General features: G+C 70.8%; 24 protein-coding genes and 1 pseudogene. 17 read left to right on the forward strand and 8 right to left on the reverse strand.

The window, feature by feature from the left end; all coding sequences use genetic code 11:
* Positions 1-54: 54 nt before the first annotated feature.
* Positions 55-1,215, reverse strand: coding sequence for a phosphoserine transaminase (locus VNR91_RS10395; RefSeq protein ID WP_325490693.1), 1,161 nt, complete (start codon positions 1,213-1,215; stop codon positions 55-57).
* Between the two features lie 160 nt (positions 1,216-1,375).
* On the opposite strand from VNR91_RS10395, the pseudogene VNR91_RS13550 reads away from it, so the two are divergent.
* From VNR91_RS13550 to VNR91_RS10410, 3 genes and pseudogenes are all read left to right on the forward strand, one after another.
* Positions 1,376-2,025, forward strand: a pseudogene (locus VNR91_RS13550) (DUF4328 domain-containing protein).
* A 40-nt stretch (positions 2,026-2,065) separates the two neighbouring features.
* Complete coding sequence (locus VNR91_RS10405) at positions 2,066-2,728, forward strand: extensin family protein (RefSeq protein WP_325490695.1); 663 nt, start codon at positions 2,066-2,068, stop codon at positions 2,726-2,728.
* 34 nt (positions 2,729-2,762) lie between these two features.
* Complete coding sequence (locus VNR91_RS10410) at positions 2,763-3,641, forward strand: TIGR00730 family Rossman fold protein (protein ID WP_325490696.1); 879 nt, start codon at positions 2,763-2,765, stop codon at positions 3,639-3,641.
* A 118-nt stretch (positions 3,642-3,759) separates the two neighbouring features.
* On the opposite strand, the gene VNR91_RS10415 is transcribed toward VNR91_RS10410, so the two are convergent.
* On the reverse strand, positions 3,760-4,437 hold the full coding sequence (locus VNR91_RS10415; RefSeq protein WP_325490697.1) for a c-type cytochrome: 678 nt from the start codon (positions 4,435-4,437) through the stop codon (positions 3,760-3,762).
* Positions 4,438-4,679: 242 nt separating this feature from the next.
* Between VNR91_RS10415 and VNR91_RS10420 the strand changes: the two genes are divergently transcribed.
* Positions 4,680-5,570 (forward strand): prephenate dehydratase, encoded by an 891-nt coding sequence (locus VNR91_RS10420; RefSeq protein ID WP_325490698.1) that lies wholly within the window; start codon positions 4,680-4,682, stop codon positions 5,568-5,570.
* A gap of 163 nt (positions 5,571-5,733) precedes the next feature.
* On the opposite strand, the gene nudC is transcribed toward VNR91_RS10420, so the two are convergent.
* From nudC to VNR91_RS10435, 3 genes are read right to left on the reverse strand one after another with little or no spacing between them, the layout of a single operon-like run.
* Positions 5,734-6,630 carry an NAD(+) diphosphatase gene (gene nudC / locus VNR91_RS10425; RefSeq protein ID WP_325490699.1) on the reverse strand — a complete coding sequence of 299 codons (897 nt, stop codon included), beginning with the start codon at positions 6,628-6,630 and terminating at the stop codon, positions 5,734-5,736.
* Positions 6,631-6,656: 26 nt separating this feature from the next.
* Entirely contained in the window at positions 6,657-7,982 is a 1,326-nt protein-coding gene (locus tag VNR91_RS10430; protein ID WP_414712404.1) for a serine hydrolase domain-containing protein, read from the reverse strand.
* A complete protein-coding gene (locus VNR91_RS10435) occupies positions 7,973-8,971 on the reverse strand; it encodes an A/G-specific adenine glycosylase (RefSeq protein WP_325490739.1) in 999 nt (332 codons plus the stop codon). Before VNR91_RS10435 ends, VNR91_RS10430 begins: the two co-directional genes overlap by 10 nt.
* 57 nt (positions 8,972-9,028) lie before the next feature.
* On the opposite strand from VNR91_RS10435, the gene VNR91_RS10440 reads away from it, so the two are divergent.
* The 5 genes from VNR91_RS10440 (at position 9,029) to VNR91_RS10460 (ending at position 15,228) form a co-directional block, all read left to right on the forward strand.
* Complete coding sequence (locus tag VNR91_RS10440) at positions 9,029-9,544, forward strand: DUF721 domain-containing protein (protein ID WP_325490700.1); 516 nt, start codon at positions 9,029-9,031, stop codon at positions 9,542-9,544.
* A complete protein-coding gene (locus VNR91_RS10445) occupies positions 9,544-10,221 on the forward strand; it encodes a DsbA family protein (protein ID WP_325490701.1) in 678 nt (225 codons plus the stop codon). The genes VNR91_RS10440 and VNR91_RS10445 overlap by 1 nt, the downstream gene beginning before the upstream one ends.
* A 13-nt stretch (positions 10,222-10,234) precedes the next feature.
* Positions 10,235-10,987, forward strand: a complete 753-nt coding sequence (locus VNR91_RS10450; RefSeq protein WP_325490702.1) for a DsbA family protein — start codon at positions 10,235-10,237, stop codon at positions 10,985-10,987.
* Between the two features lie 150 nt (positions 10,988-11,137).
* Positions 11,138-14,548 (forward strand): chromosome segregation protein SMC, encoded by a 3,411-nt coding sequence (smc, locus tag VNR91_RS10455; RefSeq protein ID WP_325490703.1) that lies wholly within the window; start codon positions 11,138-11,140, stop codon positions 14,546-14,548.
* Between the two features lie 5 nt (positions 14,549-14,553).
* On the forward strand, positions 14,554-15,228 hold the full coding sequence (locus tag VNR91_RS10460) for a phytanoyl-CoA dioxygenase family protein (RefSeq protein ID WP_325490704.1): 675 nt from the start codon (positions 14,554-14,556) through the stop codon (positions 15,226-15,228).
* 39 nt (positions 15,229-15,267) lie between these two features.
* Here VNR91_RS10460 and VNR91_RS10465 read toward each other — a convergent pair whose 3' ends face one another.
* A complete protein-coding gene (locus VNR91_RS10465; protein WP_325490705.1) occupies positions 15,268-15,555 on the reverse strand; it encodes a chorismate mutase in 288 nt (95 codons plus the stop codon).
* 93 nt (positions 15,556-15,648) lie between these two features.
* Between VNR91_RS10465 and VNR91_RS10470 the strand changes: the two genes are divergently transcribed.
* Positions 15,649-16,662, forward strand: coding sequence for a polyprenyl synthetase family protein (locus VNR91_RS10470; protein WP_325490706.1), 1,014 nt, complete (start codon positions 15,649-15,651; stop codon positions 16,660-16,662).
* A 108-nt stretch (positions 16,663-16,770) separates the two neighbouring features.
* Here VNR91_RS10470 and VNR91_RS10475 read toward each other — a convergent pair whose 3' ends face one another.
* Entirely contained in the window at positions 16,771-18,045 is a 1,275-nt protein-coding gene (locus tag VNR91_RS10475; RefSeq protein ID WP_325490707.1) for a dicarboxylate/amino acid:cation symporter, read from the reverse strand.
* Between the two features lie 72 nt (positions 18,046-18,117).
* Here VNR91_RS10475 and glmM point away from each other — a divergent pair, with 72 nt between their 5' ends.
* From glmM to VNR91_RS10510, 7 genes are all read left to right on the forward strand, one after another.
* Complete coding sequence (gene glmM / locus VNR91_RS10480) at positions 18,118-19,458, forward strand: phosphoglucosamine mutase (RefSeq protein ID WP_325490708.1); 1,341 nt, start codon at positions 18,118-18,120, stop codon at positions 19,456-19,458.
* Positions 19,458-19,682, forward strand: coding sequence for a DUF1272 domain-containing protein (locus VNR91_RS10485; RefSeq protein ID WP_325490709.1), 225 nt, complete (start codon positions 19,458-19,460; stop codon positions 19,680-19,682). The genes glmM and VNR91_RS10485 overlap by 1 nt, the downstream gene beginning before the upstream one ends.
* 145 nt (positions 19,683-19,827) lie before the next feature.
* Entirely contained in the window at positions 19,828-20,694 is an 867-nt protein-coding gene (thiD, locus tag VNR91_RS10490; RefSeq protein ID WP_325490710.1) for a bifunctional hydroxymethylpyrimidine kinase/phosphomethylpyrimidine kinase, read from the forward strand.
* The gene (locus VNR91_RS10495) at positions 20,694-21,335 is read left to right on the forward strand and encodes a ribonuclease HII (protein WP_325490711.1); all 642 of its coding nucleotides are present in this window, start codon (positions 20,694-20,696) and stop codon (positions 21,333-21,335) included. Before thiD ends, VNR91_RS10495 begins: the two co-directional genes overlap by 1 nt.
* A 162-nt stretch (positions 21,336-21,497) precedes the next feature.
* Entirely contained in the window at positions 21,498-22,634 is a 1,137-nt protein-coding gene (locus tag VNR91_RS10500) for a site-specific DNA-methyltransferase (protein ID WP_325490740.1), read from the forward strand.
* 102 nt (positions 22,635-22,736) lie between these two features.
* Positions 22,737-23,858 (forward strand): dihydropteroate synthase, encoded by a 1,122-nt coding sequence (gene folP, locus VNR91_RS10505; protein ID WP_325490712.1) that lies wholly within the window; start codon positions 22,737-22,739, stop codon positions 23,856-23,858.
* Positions 23,855-25,339, forward strand: coding sequence for a glycosyltransferase family 39 protein (locus VNR91_RS10510; protein ID WP_325490713.1), 1,485 nt, complete (start codon positions 23,855-23,857; stop codon positions 25,337-25,339). Before folP ends, VNR91_RS10510 begins: the two co-directional genes overlap by 4 nt.
* Here VNR91_RS10510 and VNR91_RS10515 read toward each other — a convergent pair.
* Positions 25,286-25,597, reverse strand: a complete 312-nt coding sequence (locus VNR91_RS10515; RefSeq protein ID WP_325490714.1) for a hypothetical protein — start codon at positions 25,595-25,597, stop codon at positions 25,286-25,288. The genes VNR91_RS10510 and VNR91_RS10515 overlap by 54 nt on opposite strands.
* Positions 25,598-25,603 lie beyond the last annotated feature (6 nt).

The following is a 25,603-nucleotide window of genomic DNA, read 5'->3' on the forward strand; positions in this document are numbered from 1 at the left end:
GGTCGAGAAGACGTGCGGCCCTTCGACAAGCTCAGGGCGAACGGAGGAAGAGGGTCAGCCGGCCTTGGCGGTCGCGTAGGCCCAGTCGAGCCACGGGCCGAGCGCCTCGATATCGGCGGTGTCGACGGTCGCGCCGCACCAGATGCGCAGGCCCGCCGGGGCGTCGCGATATCCGGCGACGTCCAGCGCGGCGCCTTCCTTTTCCAGCAGCCCGGCCATGGTCTTGATGAACGCCTCGTCGGCGCCTTCCACCGTCAGGCACACGCTGGTGCGCGATCGGATGCCGCGATCGACCGCGAGATGGCCCAGCCAGTCGCGGTGCGCGACGATCTTGTCGAGCGCGGCGGCATTGGCGTCGCTGCGCGCGATCAGCCCGTGCAGCCCGCCCAGCGACTTCGCCCATTCCAGCGCAAAGATCGCGTCCTCGACCGCCAGCATCGACGGGGTGTTGATCGTCTCGCCCTTGAACACGCCCTCGGCCAGCGCGCCCTTGGAGACCAGGCGGAACACCTTGGGCAGCGGCCAGGCGGGGGTGTATTCGGTCAGCCGCTCGACCGCGCGCGGCCCCAGGATCAGCACGCCGTGGCCGCCTTCGCCGCCCAGCACCTTCTGCCAGCTGAACGTGGCGACATCGATCTTGTCCCACGGCAGGTCATAGGCGAACACCGCGCTGGTCGCATCGGCGAAGCTCAGCCCCTCGCGATCGGCCGGAATCCACTCGCCGTCGGGCACGCGCACGCCACTGGTGGTGCCGTTCCAGGTGAACAGCACGTCGTCCGACCAGTCGACCTTGTCGAGGTCGGGCAGCTGCCCGTAATCGGCGCGGATCACGGTCGGTTCGAGCTTCAATTGCTTGACCGCATCGGTGACCCAACCTTCACCAAAGCTTTCCCAGGCCAGCGTGGTCACGCCGCGCGCGCCCAGCATCGTCCACATCGCCATCTCGAACGCGCCGGTATCCGAACCGGGGACGATGCCGATGCGGTGGGTATCGGGCAGCTGGAGCATCTCGCGCATCAGGTCGATGGCATGTTGCAGCCGCGCCTTGCCGATCTTCGAGCGGTGCGAGCGGCCGAGCGAATCGGTGGCCAGCTTGTCGGCGGCCCAGCCGGGAGGCTTGGCGCAGGGACCGGAGGAGAAGAAGGGCCGCGCCGGCCGGGTGGCGGGCTTGGCGGCGGACGGAATCGTGGCGTCGGTAACGGTCGTGTCAGTCATGTAGACTCTCCTTACAGAGAGCACGCGCGGCGTTGGGACCGCGTGGCCCGTCGGCGGCCCTAACGGCGTTCGGCGGCGTGTCAATCGGCTTTGGCTGGACAATGCCTGCGCGGTGGTGATTCTTGGCCAAGGGGGGAGAGCCATCGGGATGGATCAGGACATGCCGCGCGACCCGGTCGCGCTCGGGAAAGTTGCGATCGCGTTCGTCTACACCTACCTCTCGCTCGAAGCTCTTTACACGCTCAGCTGCGTCTACCAGCTCGTGCGCTTTTCCGGGCTGGACCCGGCCGAGCCCGATTCGCTGGCCCTCGATCAGCTGGATGGGCCATCGACGTTGTTGATCGCGGCCCTCGGGATCGGCCTTGCAGTCGTCGGAGTGGTGGCCGCGATCATTGCTTTCCGTTGGATTTATCGGGTCAACCGCAACGCCCACCTGTTCAGCGACTGGATGACGATGACGCCGGGCTGGAACGTCATCTGGTTTTTCGTCCCGGTCGCGGGCTGTACATGCCCTTCCAGGGGGTGCTTCAAAGCTGGCAGGCGAGCCATGCGCCGGACGATCCCGCGTCGGTGCCGGTGCCGCCGTTGCTGCGCTGGTGGTGGGGGCTGTGGATCGTCACCAATCTACTCGGAAATGCTTCGCCGCGCGTCTGGGCTCGTGGCGATACCGTCGGCGATATGATGTTTTCGAACTGGGTCGATGTCGCGACGTTTTTTGTCGATGTGCCGCTCGCCATTCTCTTCATCACACTGATCCGCCGCCTCTCCACGGCGCAGGCCGCCGCGCTTGAAGAACGGGTGTCCGCATAGCGTTAGGCCAGGGTTCATCGCCGGCCGATACTGGGCTGGCATGGGCAAGGGGTGGATAGCGGGTCTGGCGGTTGCGGCACTGCTCGCCGGGTGCGGCGGCGATCGGCCGCGTGAGCGGCCGCGCGGCAGCGCGCCGGTAACGCTGCCCTCGGCGCCGTCGTCCGAAACGCGCCAGTGTTTCGCCGATCTGTCGGGACAGGAGGTGCGCTTCTCGCCGCTCCCCGATCGCGACTATGGCGGCGGCTGCACGGTGCGCGGGGCGGTGCAGCTGATCGATTTCGGCGTGCCGACCAGCAACCTGACCGCGATGGCCTGTCCGCTCAGCCGCACCTTCGTCGCCTGGGTACGACACGGCGTGGTGCCGGCGGCGAGCGAGATCCTCGGCAGCCCGGTGGTCAAGGTCGAGAGTTTCGGCACCTATGCCTGTCGCGGCATCGTCGGCGGGGGCGCGGCGTCGGCGGGGCGATTGTCCGAACATGCCACCGCCAACGCGGTCGACATAGCCGCCTTCGTGCTCGCCGACGGCCGCCGGATCAGCATCGAGCGTGACTGGCGTAACGCCGATCCGGCGGTGCGCCGCTTCCTCGCGACGATCCACGCCTCCGCCTGCAAGCGGTTCGGGACGGTGCTCGGCCCCGACTATAACGCCGCGCACTACAACCATCTGCACCTCGACATGGGGCGGGGTCCGTTCTGCCGATAGCCAAGCCGCGCGGGTTTCGCTAAACCCCATGAAAATGACAGATACCAAAGTTCCGTCGCGGGTTTTCCCGCGCGCCAAGCAGGATGCGGAGACCGCCAAGCACGGCGTCAGCACCCCCCAGACCGAAAACCCGGCCTATCGCCTCGCCTTCCAGGACATGGATTTCCTGCTGCGCGAGGATCTGCGGCCGGTGCGCTTCCAGCTCGAGCTGCTCAAGCCCGAGCTGGTGCTGGAGGAGGCGAATATCGCCTCGACCTTCGTCTTCTATGGCTCCGCCCGCATCCCTTCACCCGACCATGCCGCCGCCGCCGTCGCCGCCGCGCCCGAGGGGCCGGCCCGCGCGGTCGCCGAGAGCTTGGCCGCCAAGGCGCATTATTACGAGGTCGCGCGCGAACTGGCGCGGCTGGCCAGCAGCTTTCCGGTCGATGAGGCGGGCAAGCGCCACTTCGTGGTGTGTTCGGGCGGCGGGCCGTCGATCATGGAGGCGGCCAATCGCGGCGCGACCGACGTCGACGCCGAATCGATCGGGCTCAACATCGTGCTGCCGCACGAACAGGCGCCCAATCCCTATGTCACGCCGCGCCTCAGCCTGCAGTTCCACTATTTCGCGCTGCGCAAGATGCATTTCTTGCTCCACGCCCGCGCGCTGGCGGCGTTCCCCGGCGGGTTCGGCACGTTCGATGAGCTGTTCGAGCTGCTGACGCTGATCCAGACCGGCAAGATCGCGCCGATCCCGGTGCTGCTCTATGGCCGCGCGTTCTGGGAGCGCGTGGTGAACTTCGAGGCGCTGTGCGACGAGGGCGTGATCAGCCACCGCGACCTCAATCTGTTCACCTATGTCGAGACCGCGCAGGAGGGCTGGGACGTGGTGCGCGACTTCTACCGCGACCGGGGCGACCCGATCGTCCCGTAGGAGTTGCCGTGCGACGCGGCGGGCCGGGTTCGCCGTTGCCCGACAGCGTCGCACGGAGCCTTCGACCCCGCACCGGCCCGCGCGGGCCATGGCGCCGGGGGCTCGGCGGTATGCGGGGTCAGTCGGTCTTCTTTTCCGCCTGCACCGCCGCCGCCTTGTCGACCGACGGCGCGCCGGGCGCCATCGTGCCGGCATTGGCGACGTTGCCGGTCTCGCCGGCCTCGCCCGCCTTGGTCGCGGCATCGGCCTCGGCCGGCGCGGCCTCCTCCGCCGGGGCGGCGGGGAGCGGCAGGTTCGAGCCCTGCTGGTTCAGATAGGCGATGATGTTGGCGCGTTCCTCGGCATTGCCCAGGCCGGCGAAGGTCATCTTGGTGCCGTCGGCGAACTTGCGCGGGCTTTTCAGCCATGCGTTCATGTTCTCGAAATTCCACGACCCGCCGACCTTCTTCAGCGCGTCGGAGAAGGCGAAGCCGGCCTTGCCGTGCGCGATCTCGTCGCCCAGCGTGGCGTAGAGGTTCGGGCCGATGCCGTTGGCGCCGCCCTGATTGATCGTGTGGCACGCGGCGCACTTCTTGAAGACGTCGGCGCCCTTGGCCGGATCGGCGGTCGCCAGCAGCGCCGCGATCGGCTTCTCGGCGGCGGCGCCGCCGCCGGCAGCCTCGACGCCCTCGATCGGATAGCCCATCTTTTCGGACTTCTCGCCGTGAAACGCCATGCCGCTCACGATCGACAGGCCCAGTGCGGTGACACATGCCGCCAGCGCCCAGCCCGCGATCGTATTGCTCCGATTGTCCATTTGCCCGCCGGTTGTTCAGGTGAAGATTACGCGGGCTCTTTAGGGCGGGCATTTCGGCACCGCAAGCGGGCTTGCCTTCCCACCGCAAGCCGGGTTGCCTTTCCCACCGCACGCGGGCCCGCGGCTGTCTCTCGACCCGGCCCGCCGCGACGGCTTGCCGCGATCGGCCGCCCGCCCTAGGGCGGCACGCGCCGCGCCCCGTTTCCCGCCGGGCCGGCCTCCCATCGACAGCCAGGGCCTACATGGAAAATTTCGCCGCACCCGCCCGTCCGATCGTCGCCAGCATGGCCGCCGCCGCCGCCGCCGCGCCGCAGCGCGCGGTCGCGTTTCAGGGCGCGCCGGGCGCCAACAGCCACATCGCCGCGCTGGAGGTGTTTCCCGACGGCCTGCCGCTGCCGTGCTTCGATTTCTCCGACGCGATCGAGGCGGTGCAGGACGGGACGGCCGATCGCGCGATCATCCCGATCGAGAATTCGCTGCACGGCCGGGTCGCCGACATCCATTTCCTGCTGCCCGAATCGGGGCTGGTGATCACCGGCGAGCATTTCCTGCCGATCCGCTACGCGCTGATGGGGCCGGGCCCGCAGGAGGCGGTGAAGGAGGCGATGAGCCATCCGCAGGCGCTCGGCCAGTGCCGCCACTGGCTGCGCGCCAACGGCATTTCGCCGATCGCCTATCCCGATACCGCCGGCGCGGCGGCGATGGTGGCGGAACTGGCCGATCCGACGGTGGCGGCGCTCGCCCCGCCCGGCGCGGCGGCGATCTACGGGCTTCAGACGCTGGCGGGCGAGATCGCCGATTCGGACGACAACACCACCCGGTTCGTCCTGCTGGAACGCGAGCCCCGTCCGCTGGCGGGCGACGGACCGTTCATGACGACCTTCATCTTCGAGGTGAAGAACATCCCCGCCGCGCTGTACAAGGCGCTGGGCGGCTTCGCGACCAACGGCGTCAACATGACCAAGCTGGAAAGCTACCAGCGCGGCGCCAGCTTCGCCGCGACCGAATTCTACGCCGACATCGTCGGCCGCCCCGGCGATCCTGCGGTCGATCGCGCGCTGGAGGAACTGGGCTTCCACACCAAATGGGTGCGGCTGCTCGGCACCTATCCGCAGGCCCGCGCGCGGCCGTAGCCCCCCTTCCACCGTCATTCCCGCGCAGGCGGGAATCGGTTCGCGGAGGGGGTGCGGCCCTTTCAGTGAGGCCAGCCTGAACGGATTCCCGCCTGCGCGGGAATGACGGATTGGTGGATTGGTGGATTGGTGGATTGGTGGATTGGTGGAGGGGGTGGAGACCCTACCCGCGCTCGACCCACGCCGTCAGCAGCGTGTGGGCGATCGCGTAGCGCGGCGGCGGCAGGAACGGGGCGGCATCGTCGCCGGCCAGCGCGGCGCGGGCCTCGGCGCGCGTCACCCAGATCGCGTCCTCCAGCTCGTTGGTGTCGAGCGTCAGTGCATCCGATTCGGCGGTCGCGAAACAGCCGATCATCAGCGATCCGGGAAACGGCCACGGCTGGCTGGCGATATAGCGGACGCCGCCGACGCGCACCCCGGCCTCCTCATGGATCTCGCGCGCCACCGCTTCCTCGATCGTCTCGCCCGGCTCGACGAAGCCGGCCAGCGCCGAATAGCGCCGCGCCGGCCAGCCCGGCCCACGCCCCAGCAGCGCGCGGCCGTCGTGCTCGGCGATCATGATCGCGACCGGGTCGACGCGCGGATAATGTTCGGCCGCGCAATCGGGGCATTGCCGCGCCCATCCGCCCCGGATCAGGCCGGTGCCCGCGCCGCACACCGCGCAGTGCCTATGGCGCGCGTGCCAGTCGGCCAGGTGGCGCGCGGCGGCGAACACCGCCGCTTCCTCGTCGCGCATCCGCGCCAGCATCGCGAACAGCGCCGGCGAGCGGCCGACGCCGGCGGGGTCGCCCGGCCGGCTCTCCGCGAAATGCGGCCGGCCGCGATCGTCGAGGCCGAGGAACAGCAGCGCGCCGTCCTCGTCCGCGTCGGCCAGGCTGGTCCACACCAGCCGCCCGTCGGCGTCGATCGCCGGGTCGAATCCGCCGTCGAGCTTGAGCAGCCGCGCGCGCCAGTCGCCCGCCGCCGCCGCCAGCGCGTCGGGATCGGTACGGACATGATCGGCGCGGTCGAGCCAGCCGCCGGTGAAGCCGGGACGCGGGGTCGCCGGCGCCGGGGTCACGGATGCCGGGCTCACGGGCGCCAGCGTCACGGACGATGGTCGGCGTACAGCGCCTGGATCACGTCGGCGCGCAGCGGCCATTTGTCCGACGGGAAGTAATTGACCATGATCGTCCCGCGCAGCTTGCGCGTCGGATCGACCCAGGCAACCGTGCCCGCCGCGCCGCCCCAGCCATAGGTGCCCTTGCCGGCACCCCCCGGCACGTCGCGCAGATAGACCGATCCGCCCGCGCCATAGCCCTGCAGCGGATTGGTATCGCCGCCGGTGCCCCCGGCCACCCCGCTGAACGTCACCCCCGCCGGCAGCAGGTTCGACATCGCCACCGCGACGGTCTGCGCCTTCATCACCCGCACGCCGTCGACCGCGCCGCCGCCGGCCAGCATCTGGAGGAAGCGATCGTAATCGCGCGCCGACATCACCAGCCCCGCGCCGCCATAGGGAAAGCTCGGCGGCTGGAGATAGACCGAGGTCGCCGCCGGATCGAACGGCACGCGATTGTCGCCGACCCAGGCATAGTTGTCGGCCAGTCGCCCGACGTCGGCCTGCGGCACCGTCCAGAACGTCGATCGCATCCCCAGCGGGCCGAACATCCGCTGTTGCAGGAACGCGTCGAAGCTCATCCCGCTCGCCTTCTCGATCACCGCGCCCATCACGTCGAGCCCGATCGAATAGCTCCACACCGTCCCCGGATCGGCGATCAGCGGCAGCGTCGCCACCCGCTCGGCGAACGCCTGGAGCGTTTCCGGGCGGACCTTGCGCATGTCCGGCTCCATCCCGGCGTTGACCTGCGCCGGGTTGATGCCGCGCTTGTTGTACTCGTCGAGCAGCGGCCCCTTGGTAATGATGTTGTAGCCCAGGCCGGCGGTGTGGGTGAGCAGGTGGCGGATGGTGATCGGCCGCGCCGCCGGGCGCGATGCCAGGCTGTTCGCCGGATCGGTCAGCACCTTCATGTCCCTGAACGCCGGGATGAAGTCGCTGACCGGCTGGTCGAGCGACATCTTGCCGTCCTCGATCAGCATCATCGCCGCCATCGCGGTGATCGGCTTGGTCATCGAATAGACCCGCCACAGGCTGTCGGGGGAGGCGGGGGCGGCACCGGCCGCGCTGCCGACGCGTCCGGCGACGATGAAGCTCGGCGGGGCGGTGCCCTCGCCGATCGCGGCGACGACGCCCGGCGTCTTGTCCTCGGCGACATAGCGGTCGAGCAGCGTCTTGAGCGCGGGATACTGGCCGATCGCGGCGGGGGCCGCCGCCGGAGGGGCCGGCCGGGGCGCGGGTTGCGCCTGCCGTGCCAGCGCCGCGCCGCCCATGCTGCCCGCCAGCAGGATCGCCATCATCAGTTTCATTCGCATCGCTCTCTCCCGAACGCTTCCGCCGCATGAACGAACAGGCTGGGCAGCCCCGCCGATTCCAGATCGGCGATCGGCCACCATTCGCCGTCGACCACCTCTTCCTGCGCCGCGATCGTGGCAGCCGCAAGACGGCATTCGAGGCGGAAATGGGTGAAGACATGGACCACGTCCGCCTCCAGCCAGCGCCACGCCGCCGCCGCCGGCGCGTCGGCCAGCCCCGGCGGCACTTCGCTCCACGGCCCGGTCGGCAGCGCGCGCATCCCGCCCAGCAGACCGCGCGGCGGGCGGCGCACCAGCAGCACCTCGCCGCCGCGCCGCAGCCAGAAAATCGTGCCGTGCCGCGTCGGCCGCGCCTTCTTCTCCGCGCGCGCCGGAAACGCCTCGGGCGTGCCGCTGGCAAATCCCCGGCAATCGTCGCGCAGCGGGCACAACAGGCATTTCGGCGCGCGCGGGGTGCAGATCGCACTGCCCAGGTCCATCATCGCCTGCGCGAAATCACCGGCGCGGGTATCGGGAGTGATCGCATCGGCATGGGCCGGCACCGCGCCCTTGTCGGCCAGCGCGAACAGCCGCGCGACCACGCGCTGGACGTTGGCGTCGATCGCCACCGCGCGCCGGCCAAACGCGATCGCGGCGACCGCGGCGGCGGTATAGTCGCCGATGCCTGGCAGGGCGCGCAGCCCCGCCTCGTCGTCCGGGAAACCGCCGCGCGCCACCACCGCGCGGGCGCAGGCGAGCAGGTTGCGCGCCCGTGCGTAATAGCCAAGCCCGGCCCATGCCGCCATCACGTCGGCATCATCGGCGGCGGCCAGGCTTTCGACGTCGGGCCAGCGCGCGATCCACGCCGCGAATCGCGGGGCGACGGCGGCGACGGTGGTTTGCTGGAGCATCACCTCCGACAGCCACACGCGATAGGGATCGGCGGCGTTGGCACCCGGCGGCGCGCGCCACGGCAGCACCCGTGCGTTCGCATCGTACCAGGCCAGCAGTCGTCGGGAGAGCGGGGGCTTTGCGGACACCCGCGCCCTATGGCATGGGTAGGCACGATGCCGAAACCCAGCGTCCCCGCCAGCGATCCGCCGCCGCGCGCGAATCGCGCCCGTCAGGTCAGCGAACTGCTGCCCGACGTCGGCCGCGCCGCGTTCCGCCGCTTCGGTTTCGTCCAGTCGTCGGTGATCAGCCGCTGGCCGGAGATCGTCGGGGAGAAATACGCCCGTGTCTCCGCCCCCGATTCGATCCGCTTCCCCCACGGTGAGCGTACGCGCGGCACGCTGACGCTGACGGTCACCGGCGCGCATGCGACGATGATGCAGCATATCGGGCCGGAGATCGTCGATCGGGTCAATCGCTTCTTCGGCTATGCCGCGGTCGAGCGGATCGTGATCCGCCACGGTGAGATCAAGCGCCCGCGCCGCGTCGCGCCGCCCGCCGTGCGGCCGGTGCCGGTCGAGCTGGGCGAGAGCCTGCGCACCATCGCCGATCCCGAACTCAAGGCGGTGCTCGAAGGGCTCGCCGCCGGTGTCGGTGCCACCTCCATCCCCAAGATCGGCAAGATCAACTGATGCGAATCCTGCTCGCGCTGCTGTTCGGCGCGCTCCTCACCGCCGCCGCCCCGCAACCGGCCCGCGACTGGCGCACCAACACCGGCGTCGCCCCGGTCACCGGCGGCTTCACCGTCGGCAATCCGGCGGCGAAGGTCGCGCTGGTCGAATATCTCAGCTTCACCTGTCCGCACTGCGGCCATTTCTTCGCCGAATCAAAGGCGGTGCTGCACGACGTGATGGTCCGCAACGGATCGGTCCGGGTCGAGACGCGCAGCGCGGTGCGCGATCCGTTCGATCTGGCGGCGTGGGTGGTGGCGCGCTGCGGCGGGCCGCGCCGTTTCCAGGCGCTGGGCGGCGCGATCTTCGCCGGGCAGGAGGGGTGGCTGACGCGCGGGCAGGCCTGGGTGCAGGCCAATCTGGACGCGGTCAAGGCGATGCCGCAGGCCGCCCAGCTCCGCGCGATCGCCGACAACAGCGGGCTCGCCGCGATCGGCGCGCAGCACGGCGTGACCCCGGCCGCGCTCACCGCCTGCTTTACCGGGCAGGGCACGCTCGATCCGCTGCTCAAGATGACCGACGCGGCCTTTGCCAAGATCTCCGGCACGCCGGGGTTCGAGATCAACGGCACGCTCGCCGCCGATACCTATGACTGGGCGCACCTTGAGCCCAAGCTTCGCGCCGCCGGCGCCCGATAAGGAGAGTTCGACCATGCGCAATATCCTCGCCCTTGCCGTGCTGGCGCCCGCGCTGGTCGCGCTCGCCGGGTGCGGCGGCGGATCGGGCGGCGGCAACGCCACCGAAGCGGCGCCGGTCGCCGGCGCCCAGGCCCCCGCCGGCAAGCAATGGACCGAAGTGGTCGAAAAGACCGCCGAAGGCTATCGGCTGGGCAATCCCAACGCACCGATCAAGCTGGTCGAATATGGCTCGCGCACCTGCCCGACCTGCGGCGCGTTCGGCCGTGAGGGGATGAAGCCGCTCGAGGACAATTACGTCTCGACCGGCAAGGTCAGCTATGAATTCCGCGAATTCATGGTCCACGGCCCGCCCGATCTGGCGGCCAGCCTGCTCGGCACCTGCGTCGGCACCGATGCGTTCTTCGTCATCCTCGAGCAGATGTACCAGAACCAGCTGAGCTATCTCGAAAAGCAGGAAGCCGCGATCGGCGACAAGGCGTTCCTCGCCAGCCTGGAGGGCAAGCCGCCGGCGGTGGTGGCGACCGGATGGGCCGAAAAGATGGGCCTGATCGACTTCATCAAGCAGCGCGGCGTGCCCGAGGCCAAGGCGCGCGCGTGCCTGAGCGATACCAAGGCGATCGACGCGCTGGCCAAGATCACCGGCGACGCCGGCAACAGCGGCAAGGTCAACGGCACGCCCACCTTCCTGCTGGGCGACAAGCCGGTCGACGGCGTCGTGTCGTGGTCGCAGCTCGAACCCGTGCTGAAGAACGCCGGCGCGCGGTGAGGGTGACGAAGGCGGATTGAATGGCACCAGCCTTCCCGTTCGTGCTGAGCTTGTCGAAGCACCGCCCTTCTTCGGCCGCGCGCCGGACAAAAGCGCGGTTCTTCGACGGGCTCAGCACAAACGGGAAATGGTGTTACGCGCGATAACCCGATGCGGATCAAGCGCCTTCGCCTGACCGGCTTCAAGAGCTTCGTCGATCCGGCGGACCTCAGGATCGAACCGGGGCTGACCGGCGTGGTCGGCCCCAACGGCTGCGGCAAGTCCAACCTGCTTGAGGCGCTGCGCTGGGTGATGGGGGAAACCAGCGCCAAGTCGATGCGCGGCGCCGGCATGGACGACGTGATCTTCGCCGGCACCGCCAGCCGGCCGGCGCGCGATTTCGCCGAGGTATCGATCCTCGCCGACGACGTCGGTGACGCAAACGACGGGGGCGGCGAGATGGAGGTCGTCCGCCGGATCGAGCGCGGCGCCGGCTCCGCCTATCGCATCAACGGCCGCGACGTGCGCGCCAAGGACGTCGCGCTCGCCTTCGCCGACGCCGCCACCGGCGCGCATTCGCCCGCGCTGGTCAGCCAGGGCCGGATCGGCGCGATCATTTCCGCCAAGCCGGCCGAACGTCGCGCGATGCTGGAGGAGGCGGCGGGGATCGCCGGCCTCCACGTCCGCCGCAAGGACGCCGAGCAGAAACTCCGCGCGACCGAGGCCAACCTTACCCGCCTCGATGAGGTGATCTCGGATCAGGAGGCCCGCGCCGCGGCGCTCAAGCGCCAGGCGCGGCAGGCCGAACGCTATCGCACGCTCTCGGCGACGATCCGCGTGGCGGAAGCGCGGATGATCTTCGCGCGCTGGCGTGAAGCGGCGGCGGCGGCGGACGCGGCCAAGGCCGAGGCGGCGGCGGCCGAGGCGCTGGTCAGCGCCCGCGCCGATGCCGCGCGCGCGGCGGAGGCGGCGCAGGCGCAGGCGACCGAAACATTGGTGGTGGCGCGATCGGCGGCGCTGGCGGCGCGTGATCGGGCGAGCGAAGCCGGCCACCGCCTCGCCGCGCTGCGTGCCGAGCGCGAGGGCGCCGAGCGGCGACTGGCCGAACTCCACGATTCGGCGCGGCGGCTGGTCGACGACCGCGCCCGCGAGGGCGCGCTGGCGCACGATGCCGCCGAGGCGCTCGACCGGCTGGGCGCCGAGGGCAAGGCGCTGGAGGCGCGCATCGCCGAGGGGACGACCCGCCTGCCCGCGCTCGACGCGGCGCTGGCCGAGGCCGAGCGCCACGCCCGCGATGCCGAGGTCGCGCTGGCGCAGGCGCTGGCCGAGCAGGCGGCCGAAACCGCCGATGCGCGGGTCGCCGCCGCCGCGCTCGCCGCCGCGCAGCAGCGCCGCGACCGGTCGGCGCGCGATCGCGCCGCGCTGGCGAGCGAGGCGGCGCGGCTCGCCGATCCCGAACCGCTCAAGGCCGAGCGCGCCCGCGCCGCCGACGATCGCGCCAAATGCCTGCGCCATGCCGAACAGGCGCGCACCGCGCTCGCCCGCGCCGATGCGGAGGAGCGCGGCGCGATCGCCGGGCGCGATCACGCCCAGGGCCAGCGCGCCGCCGCCCACGCCGAACTGACCGCGCTCGACAGCGAGGCGGCGGCGCTGGCCAGGGCCACCCGCGCGTCGGGCGGCGACAAATTGCTCGACCGGCTTCGCCCCGATCCCGGCTATGAACGCGCGCTGGCGGCGGCGCTGGGCGACGATCTCGAGGCCGGGCTCGACAGCAAGGCCGATCGCCACTGGGCCGGGGCCGATCCGCTGCCCGGCGATCCGCTGGTCGCCAGTCCGCTCGCCGATCATGTCGCCGCGCCCGACGCGCTCGCCCGCCGCCTGCGCCAGATCCTGGTGGTTGAGCGCGATGAGGGCCAGCCGCTCGCGGTCGGGCAGCGGCTGGTGACGCTGGCCGGGGTGCTGCGCCGCTGGGACGGGTTCGTCGCGCGCGCTGGCGGTGCGGCGGCGGCCGAGCGCCTTGAACGCCTCAACCGCCTGCGCGCGATCGAGGGGGCGCGCCCGGCGGCGGTGCGCGCGGTCGAGACCGCCGACGCCGAGCTGGCGCGGATCGATGCGGCCATCGCCGAGGCGCGCCGGACCGCCGCCGAGGGGCGCCGGCTGCTCGACGCCGCCGAATCGGGCGCGCGCGACGCCGCGCGGGCGGAGGATCGCGCCGCCGCCGCGCTCGAACGCGTCGATGCACAGCGCGCCGATCTCGACCAACGCCGCCAGCGGATCGAGGCCGATGCCGCCGATGCCGATGCCGAGGTGGCGCGCGCGGAGGCGGCGCAGGCCGCGCTGCCCGATGGCGCCGTCACCCGCGCCCGCGTCGCGACGCTGGGCGGCGCGGCGGAGGGCGCGCGGGGAAGCGTCGCCACCGCCCGCGCCGATCGCGCCGCGCACGATCGCGCGGTGTCCGACGCCCGCGAACGGCTCGCCGCCGCCACGGCGGAGGCGCGCGGCTGGAAATCGCGCGCGGGGGAAGCGGCACGGCGCATCGCCGACATGGCGACGCGGGAGGCGGCGCTGGGCGAGGAGATCGAGACGTTGTCGGCGCGCCCCGCCGCGCTGGCCGCGTCGATCGCCGAGGTCGAGGGCGCCCACACCGCGCTGCGCGAACAGGCCGAAAGCACGCTCGCCGGTGAGCGGGCGGCGGAGGCCGAGGTGCGCGTTCACGAAGCCGCCGCGCGCACCGCCGCCGAGGCGCTGGCGCAGGCGCGCGAAGCCCGCGCCGGGGCCGCCGCGCGGGCGGAAAATCAGGAAACGCGGCGGATCGAGATGGGCCGGCTGTCGGGCGAGCGCTTCGAATGCCCGCCGCCGCTGCTGCCCGAGCGTGTCGCGTTCGACGCCGCCGATGTCGCTGCGCCGGCCGAGGAATCGGCGCGCCACGACCGGCTGATCGCGGAGCGCGAGCGGATCGGCCCGGTTAATCTGGTGGCGGAGACCGAACTCGCCGAGCTGGAGGCCGCCAGCACCACCAACGCCGCCGAACGCGACGAGCTGGCGCAGGCGGTCAACCGCCTGCGCGGCTCGATCGGCACGCTCAACCGGGAAGGGCGGCAGCGGCTGCTGGCGGCGTTCGAGGCGGTCGATGGCCATTTTCGCCGCCTCTTCACCACCCTGTTCAACGGCGGGCAGGCGCATCTGGAACTGATCGATTCGGATGATCCGCTGGAGGCGGGGCTGGAGATCATGGCGCAGCCGCCGGGCAAGCGGCTCCAGTCGCTCACCCTGTTGTCGGGCGGCGAGCAGGCGCTGACCGCGGTCGCGCTGATCTTCGCGCTGTTCCTGACCAACCCGGCGCCGATCTGCGTCCTCGATGAGGTCGATGCGCCGCTGGACGATGCCAACATCGACCGTTTCTGCGACCTGCTCGACCGCATGGTCCAGGAAACCGAGACTCGCTACCTGATCGTCACCCACAACGCCGCGACGATGAGCCGGATGCACCGCCTGTTCGGCGTGACGATGGTCGAAAAGGGGGTGAGCCGGCTGGTGTCGGTCGATCTCGGCGGGGCCGAAAGCCTGCTGGCGGCGGAATAGGCGAGGTGAAGCCGATCGATCCCCCCGTGCCGCAAAGCGTCGGTCCGCTGGCGCCGGCGCACGCCGCTGCGCTCGATCGCGACGGCTATCTGCTGCTGCGCGGGGCGGTGCCCGCGTCGTACCGCGACGATCTGCGCGCGGCGTTCGACGCCGGGGTGATGCCCAACGACCAATGGACCGCCCCGCGCGGCATCGGCTGGCGTCATGCGCTGGTCGATCTCGATCCCGCCGTGCAGCGCGCCTGCCGGGTGCCCGATCTGCTGGCGGCGGCGGGGCGGATATTGGGCGGCCCGTTCTTCCTCAGCCAGGTCGAGGGACGGGAGCCTTTGCCGGACCACGGCCACCAGCCGCTGCACCGCGACGGTGCCGGCAGCCGCGGGGCCGCGGCGCTGATCTTCCTCGATCCCTACGGCCCGGCCAACGGCGGCACCCGCGTGGTGCCGCGCCCGCGCGATGACGGCGAACCCGACGAATCGCTGGCGCTGGTGCTGGAGGGGCAGGCGGGGGACATCGTCGTGTTCGACATGGACGTGCTGCACGGCGCGACCCTCAATCGCTCGGGCGCGCGGCGGCGGTCGCTGCTGCTGGGGTTCCTGCCGGAAAGCGATCGCGCGGTGGTGGAGGCGTGCCGCGCGGTCCGCGACGTGCGGATGGCGTACGGCGACAGCTTCACGCCGTGACGGCGACGCCCGCGCGGTGACGGATAGGGGGCGGAGGTCCTATTTGCTGTCCGCGCGCGCGCGCTCGTGATGCCGGATCACCTCGTCGATGATGAAGCGCAGGAATTTCTCGGAGAATTCGGGGTCGAGGTCGGCGTCGACCGCCAGCTTGCGCAGCCGCTCGATCTGGCGTTCCTCGCGGCCGGGATCGGCCGGAGGCAGGCCGGCGGTCGCCTTGTACTGGCCCACCGCCTGGGTCACCTTGAACCGCTCGGCCAACAGGCACACCAGCGCCATGTCGATATTGTCGATGCTCTGGCGATAGCGTTGCAGCGTGTCGTCGGTCATCCCGGCCCCTTTGAAGTCGCCGCCCGCCTTTGAAGCGGCGGCAGGCCCCGCGCAAGGCTTGCGTTTCCCCCCGCGCCCGGCCATCAGCCGCGCATGAGCGCAACCGTTCATCGCCTGGGCGGCAAGCACGCCCCTTCGCTCGATCCGATGATGGCGCTCGTCGCCCCGGACATGAATCTGGTCAACACCATCATCCTCGATCGGATGCAGTCGGACATTCCGCTGATCCCGGAGCTGGCCGGCCATCTGATCGCGGGCGGCGGCAAGCGGATGCGGCCGATGCTGACGCTGGCGAGCGCGAAGCTGCTCGGCTACGCGGGCAACCGCCACCACCGGCTCGCGGCGGCGGTCGAGTTCCTCCACACCGCCACGCTGCTCCACGACGACGTCGTCGATTCGTCGGATCTGCGGCGCGGCCGGCGCACCGCCAACATCATCTGGGGCAATCCGGCCAGCGTGCTGGTGGGCGATTTCCTGTTCAGCCGCTCGTTCGAGCTGATGGTCGAGGACGGCAGCGTCAAGGTGCTCAAGATCCTCGCCAACGCCAGCGCGGTGATCGCGGAAGGGGAGGTCAACCAGCTCACCGCCGTGCGCCGGATCGATCTGGGCGAGGAACGCTATCTCGACATCATCGACGCCAAGACCGCGTCGCTGTTCGCCGCCGCCTGCCGCATCGCGGCGGTGGTCGCCGAACGGCCGGAGGCGGAGGAGGTCGCGCTCGACGCCTATGGCCGCAACCTCGGCATCGCCTTCCAGCTGGTCGACGACGCGCTCGATTATGTGTCCGACGCCGGCACGATGGGCAAGGAAGCGGGCGACGATTTCCGCGAGGGCAAGATGACGCTGCCGGTCATTCTGGCGCGGTCGCGCGGCGATGCCGATGCGCGGGCGTTCTGGAAGGACGCGATGGAGGGTCGCCGCAACCAGGACAGCGATCTGGCCGAGGCGATCGACCGGGTGCGCGCCACCCGCGCGGTCGACGACACGCTGGCGCGCGCGCGCCACTATGGTCAGCGCGCGATCGACGCGCTGGGCATGTTCACCGACGGTGCCGCCCGGCAGGCGATGGTCGAGGCGGTCGAATTCGCGGTGGCGCGCGCCTATTGATCGCCGCGAGGCGCGGACTTGCCGTGCCGGCCCGCTCCTCCACCCGGCCACCCATCAAGATACACTGAGTGGGTGGCCGGGTAGGGGAGCAGGCTCCTCGAACGAACCTCAGCCCTCGCCGCTCAGCAGCGCGTCGGTTTCGTCGCCGGCGGGTTCGGCCGCGCCCGAATGGCGCGCGATCGCGGTGGTCGCGGCGATGTCCATCACCACATTGCCCAGCGTGCGCATGATGTCGGGAAAGGTCTCGACCGCGACCAGCAGCGCCAGCGGCTCGATCGGCACGCCCATCGCCAGCGCGATCGGCGCGATCGAGCTGACGAAGCTGATCGTGCCGGGCAGGCTGACCGCGCCCAGCGTGGTGACCGCGGCGGCGGCGATGCCGATCGCCACCTGCGTCGCGGTCAGGTGCATCCCGAACACGTGCGCGACATACAGCGCGACCGCCAGGTTCATCGCCGGCCCGGTGTAGCGAAAGATCGCCACCGCCAGCGGCAGCGTGACGCCGCTGGTCGCGACATGCACGTCGAGCTTCGCGGTGCCGCGCAGCATCGCCGGCAGCGATGCCAGCGATGATTGCGTGCTGATCGCCACCGCCATCGCCGGGGTGGACGCGCGGAAATAATCGGGCAGCTTCACTCGGCCGCCGAACTTCGCCACCGGAATCGCCAGCAGCGACACGGCAAAGCCGGCGCCCGCGACCACCAGCACATAATGGACCAGCGCGCCGAACGCCGCCGTTCCCGCCTTCGCCCCCACGACATAGGCCAGCGCGAACACACCGATCGGCGCCAGCGCCAGCACCCAGTTGATCATCACCAGCATGACGTCGGCGATCGCCTTGAACACGTCGGTGAGCAGTTGTCGCGGGTGCGCGGGCAGGCGGGTGACCGCGAACCCGAAGATCACGGTGAACACGATCAGCGGCAGAAAGGCGTCGTTGGCGGCGGCGGCGAGCGGATTGGTCGGCACCATCGCGACGATGAACTGGGAAAAGGGTGGGACTTCATCGACCGGCGCCGCGCCGGCAAAGGCGCTGCGCAGCGCGGTGGCGGCGCCGCCGTGGAGCGGAAACAGGTCGAGCAGCCCCAGCGTCACCAGCGCCCCCAGCGCCGAGGAGACCCACAGCAGCGCGACGAACACGATCAGCGATCGGGTCGCCAGCCGGCTGGCGCGCGCCGCCTCCGCCGTCGCGGCGATGCCGGTGACCAGCAGCGCGACCACCAGCGGGACGATCGTCATGCGGAGCGCGTTGAGCCAGATCGTGCCGGTCGGATCGGCGACCATCGTCACCCGCGCGGCGAAATCGGGCGCCCAGCCCGACAGCAGCACGCCCATCGCCAGCCCGGCAATCAACGCGATCAGGATACGGGTCGGCCTGGACATGCTCGCTTCTCCACCACGCCGACGCTATGCAGGCGCGCCGGGGATGGGGACAAGGTCGCGGGAAGTGCAATAATGGCAAGAAAATATTTCGGCACCGACGGGATTCGTGGTCTGACCAATGCGTCGCCGATGACCGCGGACATGGCGATGCGGGTCGGGATGGCGGCGGGAAAGCACTTCCAGCGTGGCGATCACCGGCACCGGGTGGTGATCGGCAAGGACACGCGGCTGTCGGGCTATATGCTTGAAAGCGCGATGGTCGCGGGCTTCACCTCGGTCGGCATGGACGTGGTGCTGCTCGGCCCGATGCCGACGCCGGCGGTCGCGATGCTGACCACGTCGATGCGCGCCGATATCGGCGTGATGATCTCCGCCAGCCACAATCCGTTCGCCGACAACGGCATCAAGCTGTTCGGCCCCGACGGCTACAAACTGTCGGACGAGGACGAGGCGGCGATCGAGGCGGCGCTCGAATCGCCGGTCGATCTCGCGCCGGCCGCCGACATCGGCCGCGCCCGCCGGGTCGAGGACGCGCGCGGGCGCTACATCCATTTCGCCAAATCGACCTTTCCCGACGACCTGCGGCTCGACGGGCTGAAGGTGGTGATCGATTGCGCCAACGGCGCCGCCTATCAGGTCGCGCCGTCCGCGCTGTGGGAACTGGGGGCGGAGGTGGTGGCGATCGGCGTCACCCCCAATGGCAAGAACATCAACGACCGCGTCGGGTCGACCGCGCCCGACACGCTGTGCGAGACGGTGGTGGCGTCCGGCGCGGCGATCGGCATCGCATTGGACGGCGACGCCGACCGGCTGATCGTGGTCGATGAGAACGGCCGGGTGGTCGACGGCGATCAGCTGATGGCGACGATCGCCGCCGCCTGGGCGCGGCAGGGCCGGCTGCGCGGTGGCGGGCTGGTGGCGACGGTGATGTCGAACCTCGGCCTAGAACGCTACCTCCACTCGCTCGGGCTGGAATTGACCCGCACCCGCGTCGGCGATCGCTATGTGCTGGAAACAATGCGCGCGGAGGGGTTCAACGTCGGTGGCGAGCAGTCGGGGCACATCATCCTGTCGGACTATGCCACCACCGGCGACGGGCTGGTCGCGGCGTTGCAGATCCTCGCCGAGCTGGTCCGCACCGGCGCCCCGGCCAGCGAGGTGCTGCACCGCTTCGATCCGGTGCCGCAACTGCTCAAGAACGTGCGGTTCAAGGGCGGCAAGCCGCTGGAGGACGACGGCGTCCGCGCGCTGATCGCCGACGCGGAAGCGGAATTGAACGGGCGCGGCCGGCTGGTGATCCGCCCGTCGGGCACCGAGCCGGTGATCCGGGTAATGGCCGAGGGCGACGACGCCGATCAGGTCGCCGCGGTGGTCGATCGCATCTGCGACGCGGTGCGCGCGGTGGCCGGCTGATGCTGGAGATGCGCCCCGATTGCGAACGCTGCGGCGCCGATCTGCCCGCCGATCAGGCGGGGGCGTTCATCTGCTCGTTCGAATGCACCTTCTGCGTCGATTGCGCCGACGCGCTGGATGAGACCTGCCCCAATTGCGGCGGGGAACTGCTCGATCGCCCGGCGCGGGTGGGTGATGTGCTGAAACGTCATCCCGCCGGCACCGTGCGCAGGTTTGCGGGCTGAAAAGTCGCTGTCCTACATGCCCGCCCCTGTGCGATGAGCGGGTGATGCTGGCGCTTCGTTTCTCCGCTTGTCCTTCAAATCCAACGGTCGTCCCGCACGCTGCCCGACCAGCGTCAGGTGAGACCTTTGTGAGACCTTTCGGCCGATGAGCATCGCCCGTGTCCTGATCATCGCCGGGTCCGATTCGGGCGGCGGCGCGGGAATTCAGGCCGATATCAAGGCGGTGACGATGCTCGGCGGCCACGCGATGACCGCGATGACCGCGCTGACCGCGCAGAATTCGCTGGGGGTGCAGGGGGTGATGCCGGTGCCGGCGGCGTTCGTGCTGGCGCAGATCGATTCGGTGGTGGGCGATCTTGGCGTCGACGCGGTCAAGATCGGGATGATCGGATCGGCGGAGGTGGCGCACGCCGTCGCCGACCGGCTCGAATCGCTCGACGTGCCGATCGTGTTCGATCCGGTGATGGTGGCGACCTCGGGATCGGTGCTCGCCGACGCCGCCACGGTCGCGGCGTTCGAACGGCTGATGCGGATGGCGGCGCTGGTCACGCCGAACGTTCCCGAACTCACCGCGCTCGCTCTTTCCGTTCGCCCAGGGCTTGGCGAAGCGCCGCGCGCGTCGTCGGAGGAACAGGACGCTGCCCTGACCGACTCGGCACGAACGGAACTGGGCCGGGCGCTGGCCGACCATCTCGGCGTCGCCGTCCTGGCAAAGGGGGGCGATCTGCCCGGCGCCGATGTCGTCGACATTCTCCTTGGCCCCGACGGTTCCCACCGCGTCTGGTCCGATCCGCGTATCGACACGCCGCACAGCCATGGCACCGGCTGCACGCTGGCCAGCGCGATCGCCACCGGGCTGGCGCAGGGGATGGCGCTGCCCGATGCGATCGCGCGCGGGCGGCGGTTCGTCCGCGCCGCGCTGGCCCATGCGCCGGGACTGGGGGCCGGGCACGGCCCGATGGGCCATGCGCTGGGCATCGCGCCGTTCGACGTGTGGGAGGCGCGGGGCTGATGCCCGGCCTCAAGCATGAGAAGCTGTGCCTCGCCCCGGTCGCCGGGGTCGATGAGGCGGGGCGCGGGCCGCTGGCCGGGCCGGTGGTCGCGGCGGCGGTGATCCTGCCCGCGCGCGGCGTCCCGCGCGGGATCGATGATTCCAAGAAGCTGCCCGCCACCGAACGCGCGCGGCTGCACGATCGGCTGATGGGCTGCGCTCAGGTCGGCATCGGCATCGTCGAGGCGGAGGAGATCGACCGGCTCAACATCTATTGGGCGACGATGAAGGCGATGACGCTGGCGGTCGAGGCGCTGATCGAGAACGGCGGCTGCGCGCCCGGCCATGTGCTGGTCGACGGCAATCGCCTGCCGCGCTGGAGCCATGCCGCGACCGCGCTCGTCGGCGGCGACGCGATCAGCCTGTCGATCGCCGCCGCGTCGATCGTCGCCAAGCACACCCGCGACACGATCATGATCGCCCATGCGGAGGCCTATCCGCATTACGGCTGGCATTCGAACAAGGGCTATGGCGCGCCCGGCCATCTGCGCGCGTTGCGCGAACACGGGCCGTCGCCGCTCCACCGCCGCAGCTTCGCGCCGGTCGCGCAGGCCGAATTGCCGTTATCCATGCCGAACGAGTCTTTTTCGTCACACCCCTAGGGATTGTGGCTGGCGGCGGGCGCAGACTCAACATCGAGTCGCGGACTCGGAATGTTCCCTCGCGTTAACCACTTGTCAGCGATTCCCGTTAACTAATCTTCGCTTGACGAGCGGGACTCCGCCCGGTGATTTGCCCGTCCACGACCAGGGGTGAAGGGTCTTATGGGGGTATTGGAAAAGGTCGCGCGGGCAAGCGCGCGGACCAGTCTGGCGGAGGCGCCGGTCGATCTCGCGGTCGACCGGATCATCCGTGGCGATTGCATCGCGGCGATGCGCGCGCTGCCGGCGAAGTCGGTCGATCTGATCTTCGCCGATCCGCCCTACAACCTCCAGCTCGGCGGCGATCTCGCGCGGCCCGACGGCAGCCATGTCGACGCGGTCACCGATGATTGGGACAAGTTCGACAGCCTGGCCGCCTATGACGCCTTCACCCGCGCGTGGCTGGTCGAGGCGCGGCGCGTGCTCAAGGATTCGGGCGCGATCTGGGTGATCGGCAGCTATCACAACATCTTCAAGGTCGGCGCGGCGATCCAGGATCTCGGCTACTGGATCCTCAACGACATCGTCTGGCGCAAGGCCAATCCGATGCCCAATTTCAAGGGGACCCGCTTCACCAACGCGCATGAGACGCTGATCTGGGCGGCGAAGGGCGAGAAGGCGAAATACACCTTCAACTATCGCTCGATGAAGACGCTCAACGACGAGCTTCAGATGCGCTCGGACTGGGAATTCCCGATCTGCGGCGGACAGGAGCGGCTCAAGAAGGACGGGGTCAAGGTCCACCCGACGCAAAAGCCGGAGGCGCTGATCTACCGCATCCTGCTGGCCTGTTCGAAACCGGGCGACGTCGTGCTCGACCCGTTCTTCGGCACCGGCACCACCGGCGCGGTCGCGAAGCGGCTGGGGCGGCACTGGATCGGGATCGAGCGCGAGGATGCCTATATCGCCGCGGCCGAGGAGCGGATCGCGGCGGCGCTGCCGCTCGACGAAAGCGCGCTGACGACGATGCAGAGCCCGCGCGCGCAACCGCGCGTCGCGTTCGGCACGCTGATCGAGACCGGGATGCTGGTCGCCGGTGCGGTGCTGACCGACAGCAAGCGGCGCTGGCGCGCGACGGTGCGCGCCGACGGATCGTTGGCCAGTGATTGCGGCGCGAGCGGTTCGATCCACAAGCTGGGCGCGACGCTACAGGGCGCGCCGGCCTGCAACGGCTGGACCTTCTGGCATCATGAGGAGGCCGGGGCGCTGGCGCCGATCGATACGCTGCGCCAACGCTATCTGCTGGCGACCCAGCCGTAGAGAGACCTTTCCCGTTCGCCCTGAGCTTGTCGAAGGGCCGTCCTTCTTCCAAGGAAGAGAAGAACCGGGCTTCAACAAGCTCAGCCCGAACGGAGAAACGGGGTGATCGACCCTAGCATCATCCCCGCCGACGCCCGGCTGTACCTGCGGCCCGAGCAACTGGTCGATTCGCCGGTCGGGCGGGACGGGGAGGTCGCACGGATCGCGGGTGGGCTGAGCTGGTGCGCCGCCTATGAGCTGATCGCGGTGTCGGGCGGCGCGCGCGCCGTTCAGGCGAGCGTACCGGTCTCCGCGCTCCCCGCGCTCCTCGCCAACCTGCCTGATGCGCAGGCCGAACGGCTGCGGACATTGGCCACGGCGATCTCCGCCCCGCGCGCGGCGCTGGCGCTGGGCGACGCGGTGCTGCGGCTCGATCAACCGCAGGTGATGGGCATCCTCAACGCCACGCCCGACAGCTTTTCCGACGGCGGCACCGACGCGGATGCCGGCGCGACCGCGCGGCGCGGTTTCGATCTGCGCGCGGCCGGCGCGGCGCTGGTAGACGTCGGGGGCGAATCGACCCGCCCCGGTGCGGCGCCGGTGTGGGACGGCGACGAGATCGCGCGCGTCGTGCCGGTGATCGCGGCGATGGCGCCCGGTCGCACCCCGATCTCGATCGACACGCGCAAGGCGGCGGTGATGGAGGCCGCGCTCAAGGCAGGCGCGCACATGGTCAACGATGTCGCCGCGCTGCTGTGGGACGATCGCGCGCTGGAGGTGGTCGCGCGCGCCGGTTGCCCGGTGGTGCTGATGCACTCGCCCGATCCGGCCAAGGGCGGTCATGGCGAGGGTGATTATCGCGACGTACTGATCGATGTGTTCGACTGGCTGGAGGCACGTATCGCGGCGGTGGTCGCAGGCGGTGTCGATCGGGCGCGGATCCTGGTCGATCCGGGCATCGGCTTCGGCAAGTCGCTGGCGGGGAACCTGGCGCTGCTCAACGGGATCGCGCTGTTCCACGCGCTTGGCGTCCCGATCGTGCTGGGCGCCAGCCGCAAGCGGATGATCGGCGCGTTGAGCCACGCGGCGCCGGCCGACGAACGGCTGGGCGGCAGCCTGACGCTCGCGCTGCACGGCGCGCAGCATGGTGTTCAGCTGCTGCGCGTCCACGACGTCGCCGAGACCGCGCAGGCGCTCAAGGTCTGGCGCGGGCTGCGCGATGCGGCGTTGACGGCGCCGCGATGACCCCGCCGCTCCGCCCGCGCGAAACGCTCGTGCTGGCGGGGGTATTGCTGGGCGCTGCCGTGCTGCGGATCGCCAGCGCGAACTATGGCCTGTGGTTCGACGAACTCGCGTCGTTGACCTTCGCCAATCAACCGATCGGCCACCTATGGGGGGCGTGGATGGTCCGTGAGACCAACCCGCCGCTCTATTACACGCTGCTCAAGGGCTGGGTCGCGCTGGCCGGGGACGGTGATCGTGCCGTACGATCGCTGTCGGTCGCGATCGGCCTCTGCGGGATCGTCGCCGGCTGGGCGCTGGCGCGGCGGCTGGGCGGGCGCGCGGCGGGGCTGCTCGCGGCGGCCCTGATCGCGCTGTCGGCGGCGCACGTCGATCTGTCGCAGGAAGCGCGCGCCTATGTGCTGGCGCACACCGCGGTGCTGGTCGCGGCGCTGGGGATGGTGCGTTATCTTGAGACGCGCGCGCGCGGCGCCCTGCTGCTCTATGCCGGCGCGGCGATCGTCGCGCTCTATGCCCACACGATGCTGGTGGTGTTCGCGCTGCTCGCCAACCTCACCATGCTGTGGCTGCTGCGTCGCGACCGGCCGGCGCTGCGCGGGTGGATCGCCGCTAACCTCGCCGTCGCGATCGGATGGGCGTGGTGGGGGTGGATCACGTTGCGACAATTGGGCGGCGGGTCCGCCAATATCGGCTGGATCGCGCGGCCCGATGGCGCGGCGGCGTGGCGGATGACGGCGGATGCCTATGCCTATGGCTTCGTCCCTGACGGCGGCGTGGCCGGCGGGGCCGCGCTGGCGCTGCTGCTCGCGGCGATCGTCGCGCTGGCGTGGCGCGATCGCCGGCCGGGGGTGACGCTGCTCGCGGTGCTGACGATCGGCGCGCCGCCGCTGCTGTTCGCGATCAGCCAGTGGGTGCCCGTGTTCCTGCCGCGCACGCTGTCATGGGCGAGCGGGCCGGTGGCGGTGTTGCTCGCGCTGGCGGTCGTCGCGATCCCGTCGCGCGCGGTCGCGATCGCGCTGGGCGCGGTGTTGCTGGTGGTCGAGGGCATCGGCGTCGCGCGCTGGCTGCCGGCGCGGCAGGAGGAGGGCTGGCGAGAGGCGGTCGCGTTGGTCGCGCAGCGCGATCCGCGCGCGCTGCTGCTGGTGCAGGGCGACGCGGCGGCGCTGGCGGCGGCGCATTACCGCGACCTTGCGGCGCCGGGGCTGGCGATCGTGGTGCTCGATCCCGACCCCGCCGACGGCGATCGCTGGGGTGACGGGCTGGCGCGCCTGACCCACGTCGACGTTGCCGGCGCGCGAGCGCTGCTGCACGGCGATCGCCCTCTCTACGCGCTGCGGCGCGGCAGCAGCGATCCGGCGCGCGCGCTGGCGGGAGAGGGGGTGGCGGAAACGGTGGCGGTCGATCGTCAGCCGTTCGTCGATCGCTGGCGCCTACGCCCGGTGTCCGGTCACCGTGGCGATGGCGTAGAGGCCAAGCCCGAGTAGGCCGAGCACCAGCCCGGCGATCCGTGCCGCGCGCGGCGCACGGACGGACCAGCCCGGCAGCGCACCGGCGATCAGCAGGATGCCGCCGACCAGCCAGCGGCTGTCGGCGCCCCCCTGCCAATGGGCGATCCCCAGCGCGCCCGCGATCACCGCCAGCGCCAGACGCGGGTTTCGCATCATCGCCACGCCGCGACCGGCCACGGCGGCCACCAGCGCTGCGATCGCGGCGATCAGCGCGGACATCCCCAACACGGTCATTCCCCC

The organism is Sphingomonas sp., from assembly GCF_035555815.1.
Lineage (GTDB): Bacteria > Pseudomonadota > Alphaproteobacteria > Sphingomonadales > Sphingomonadaceae > Sphingomonas.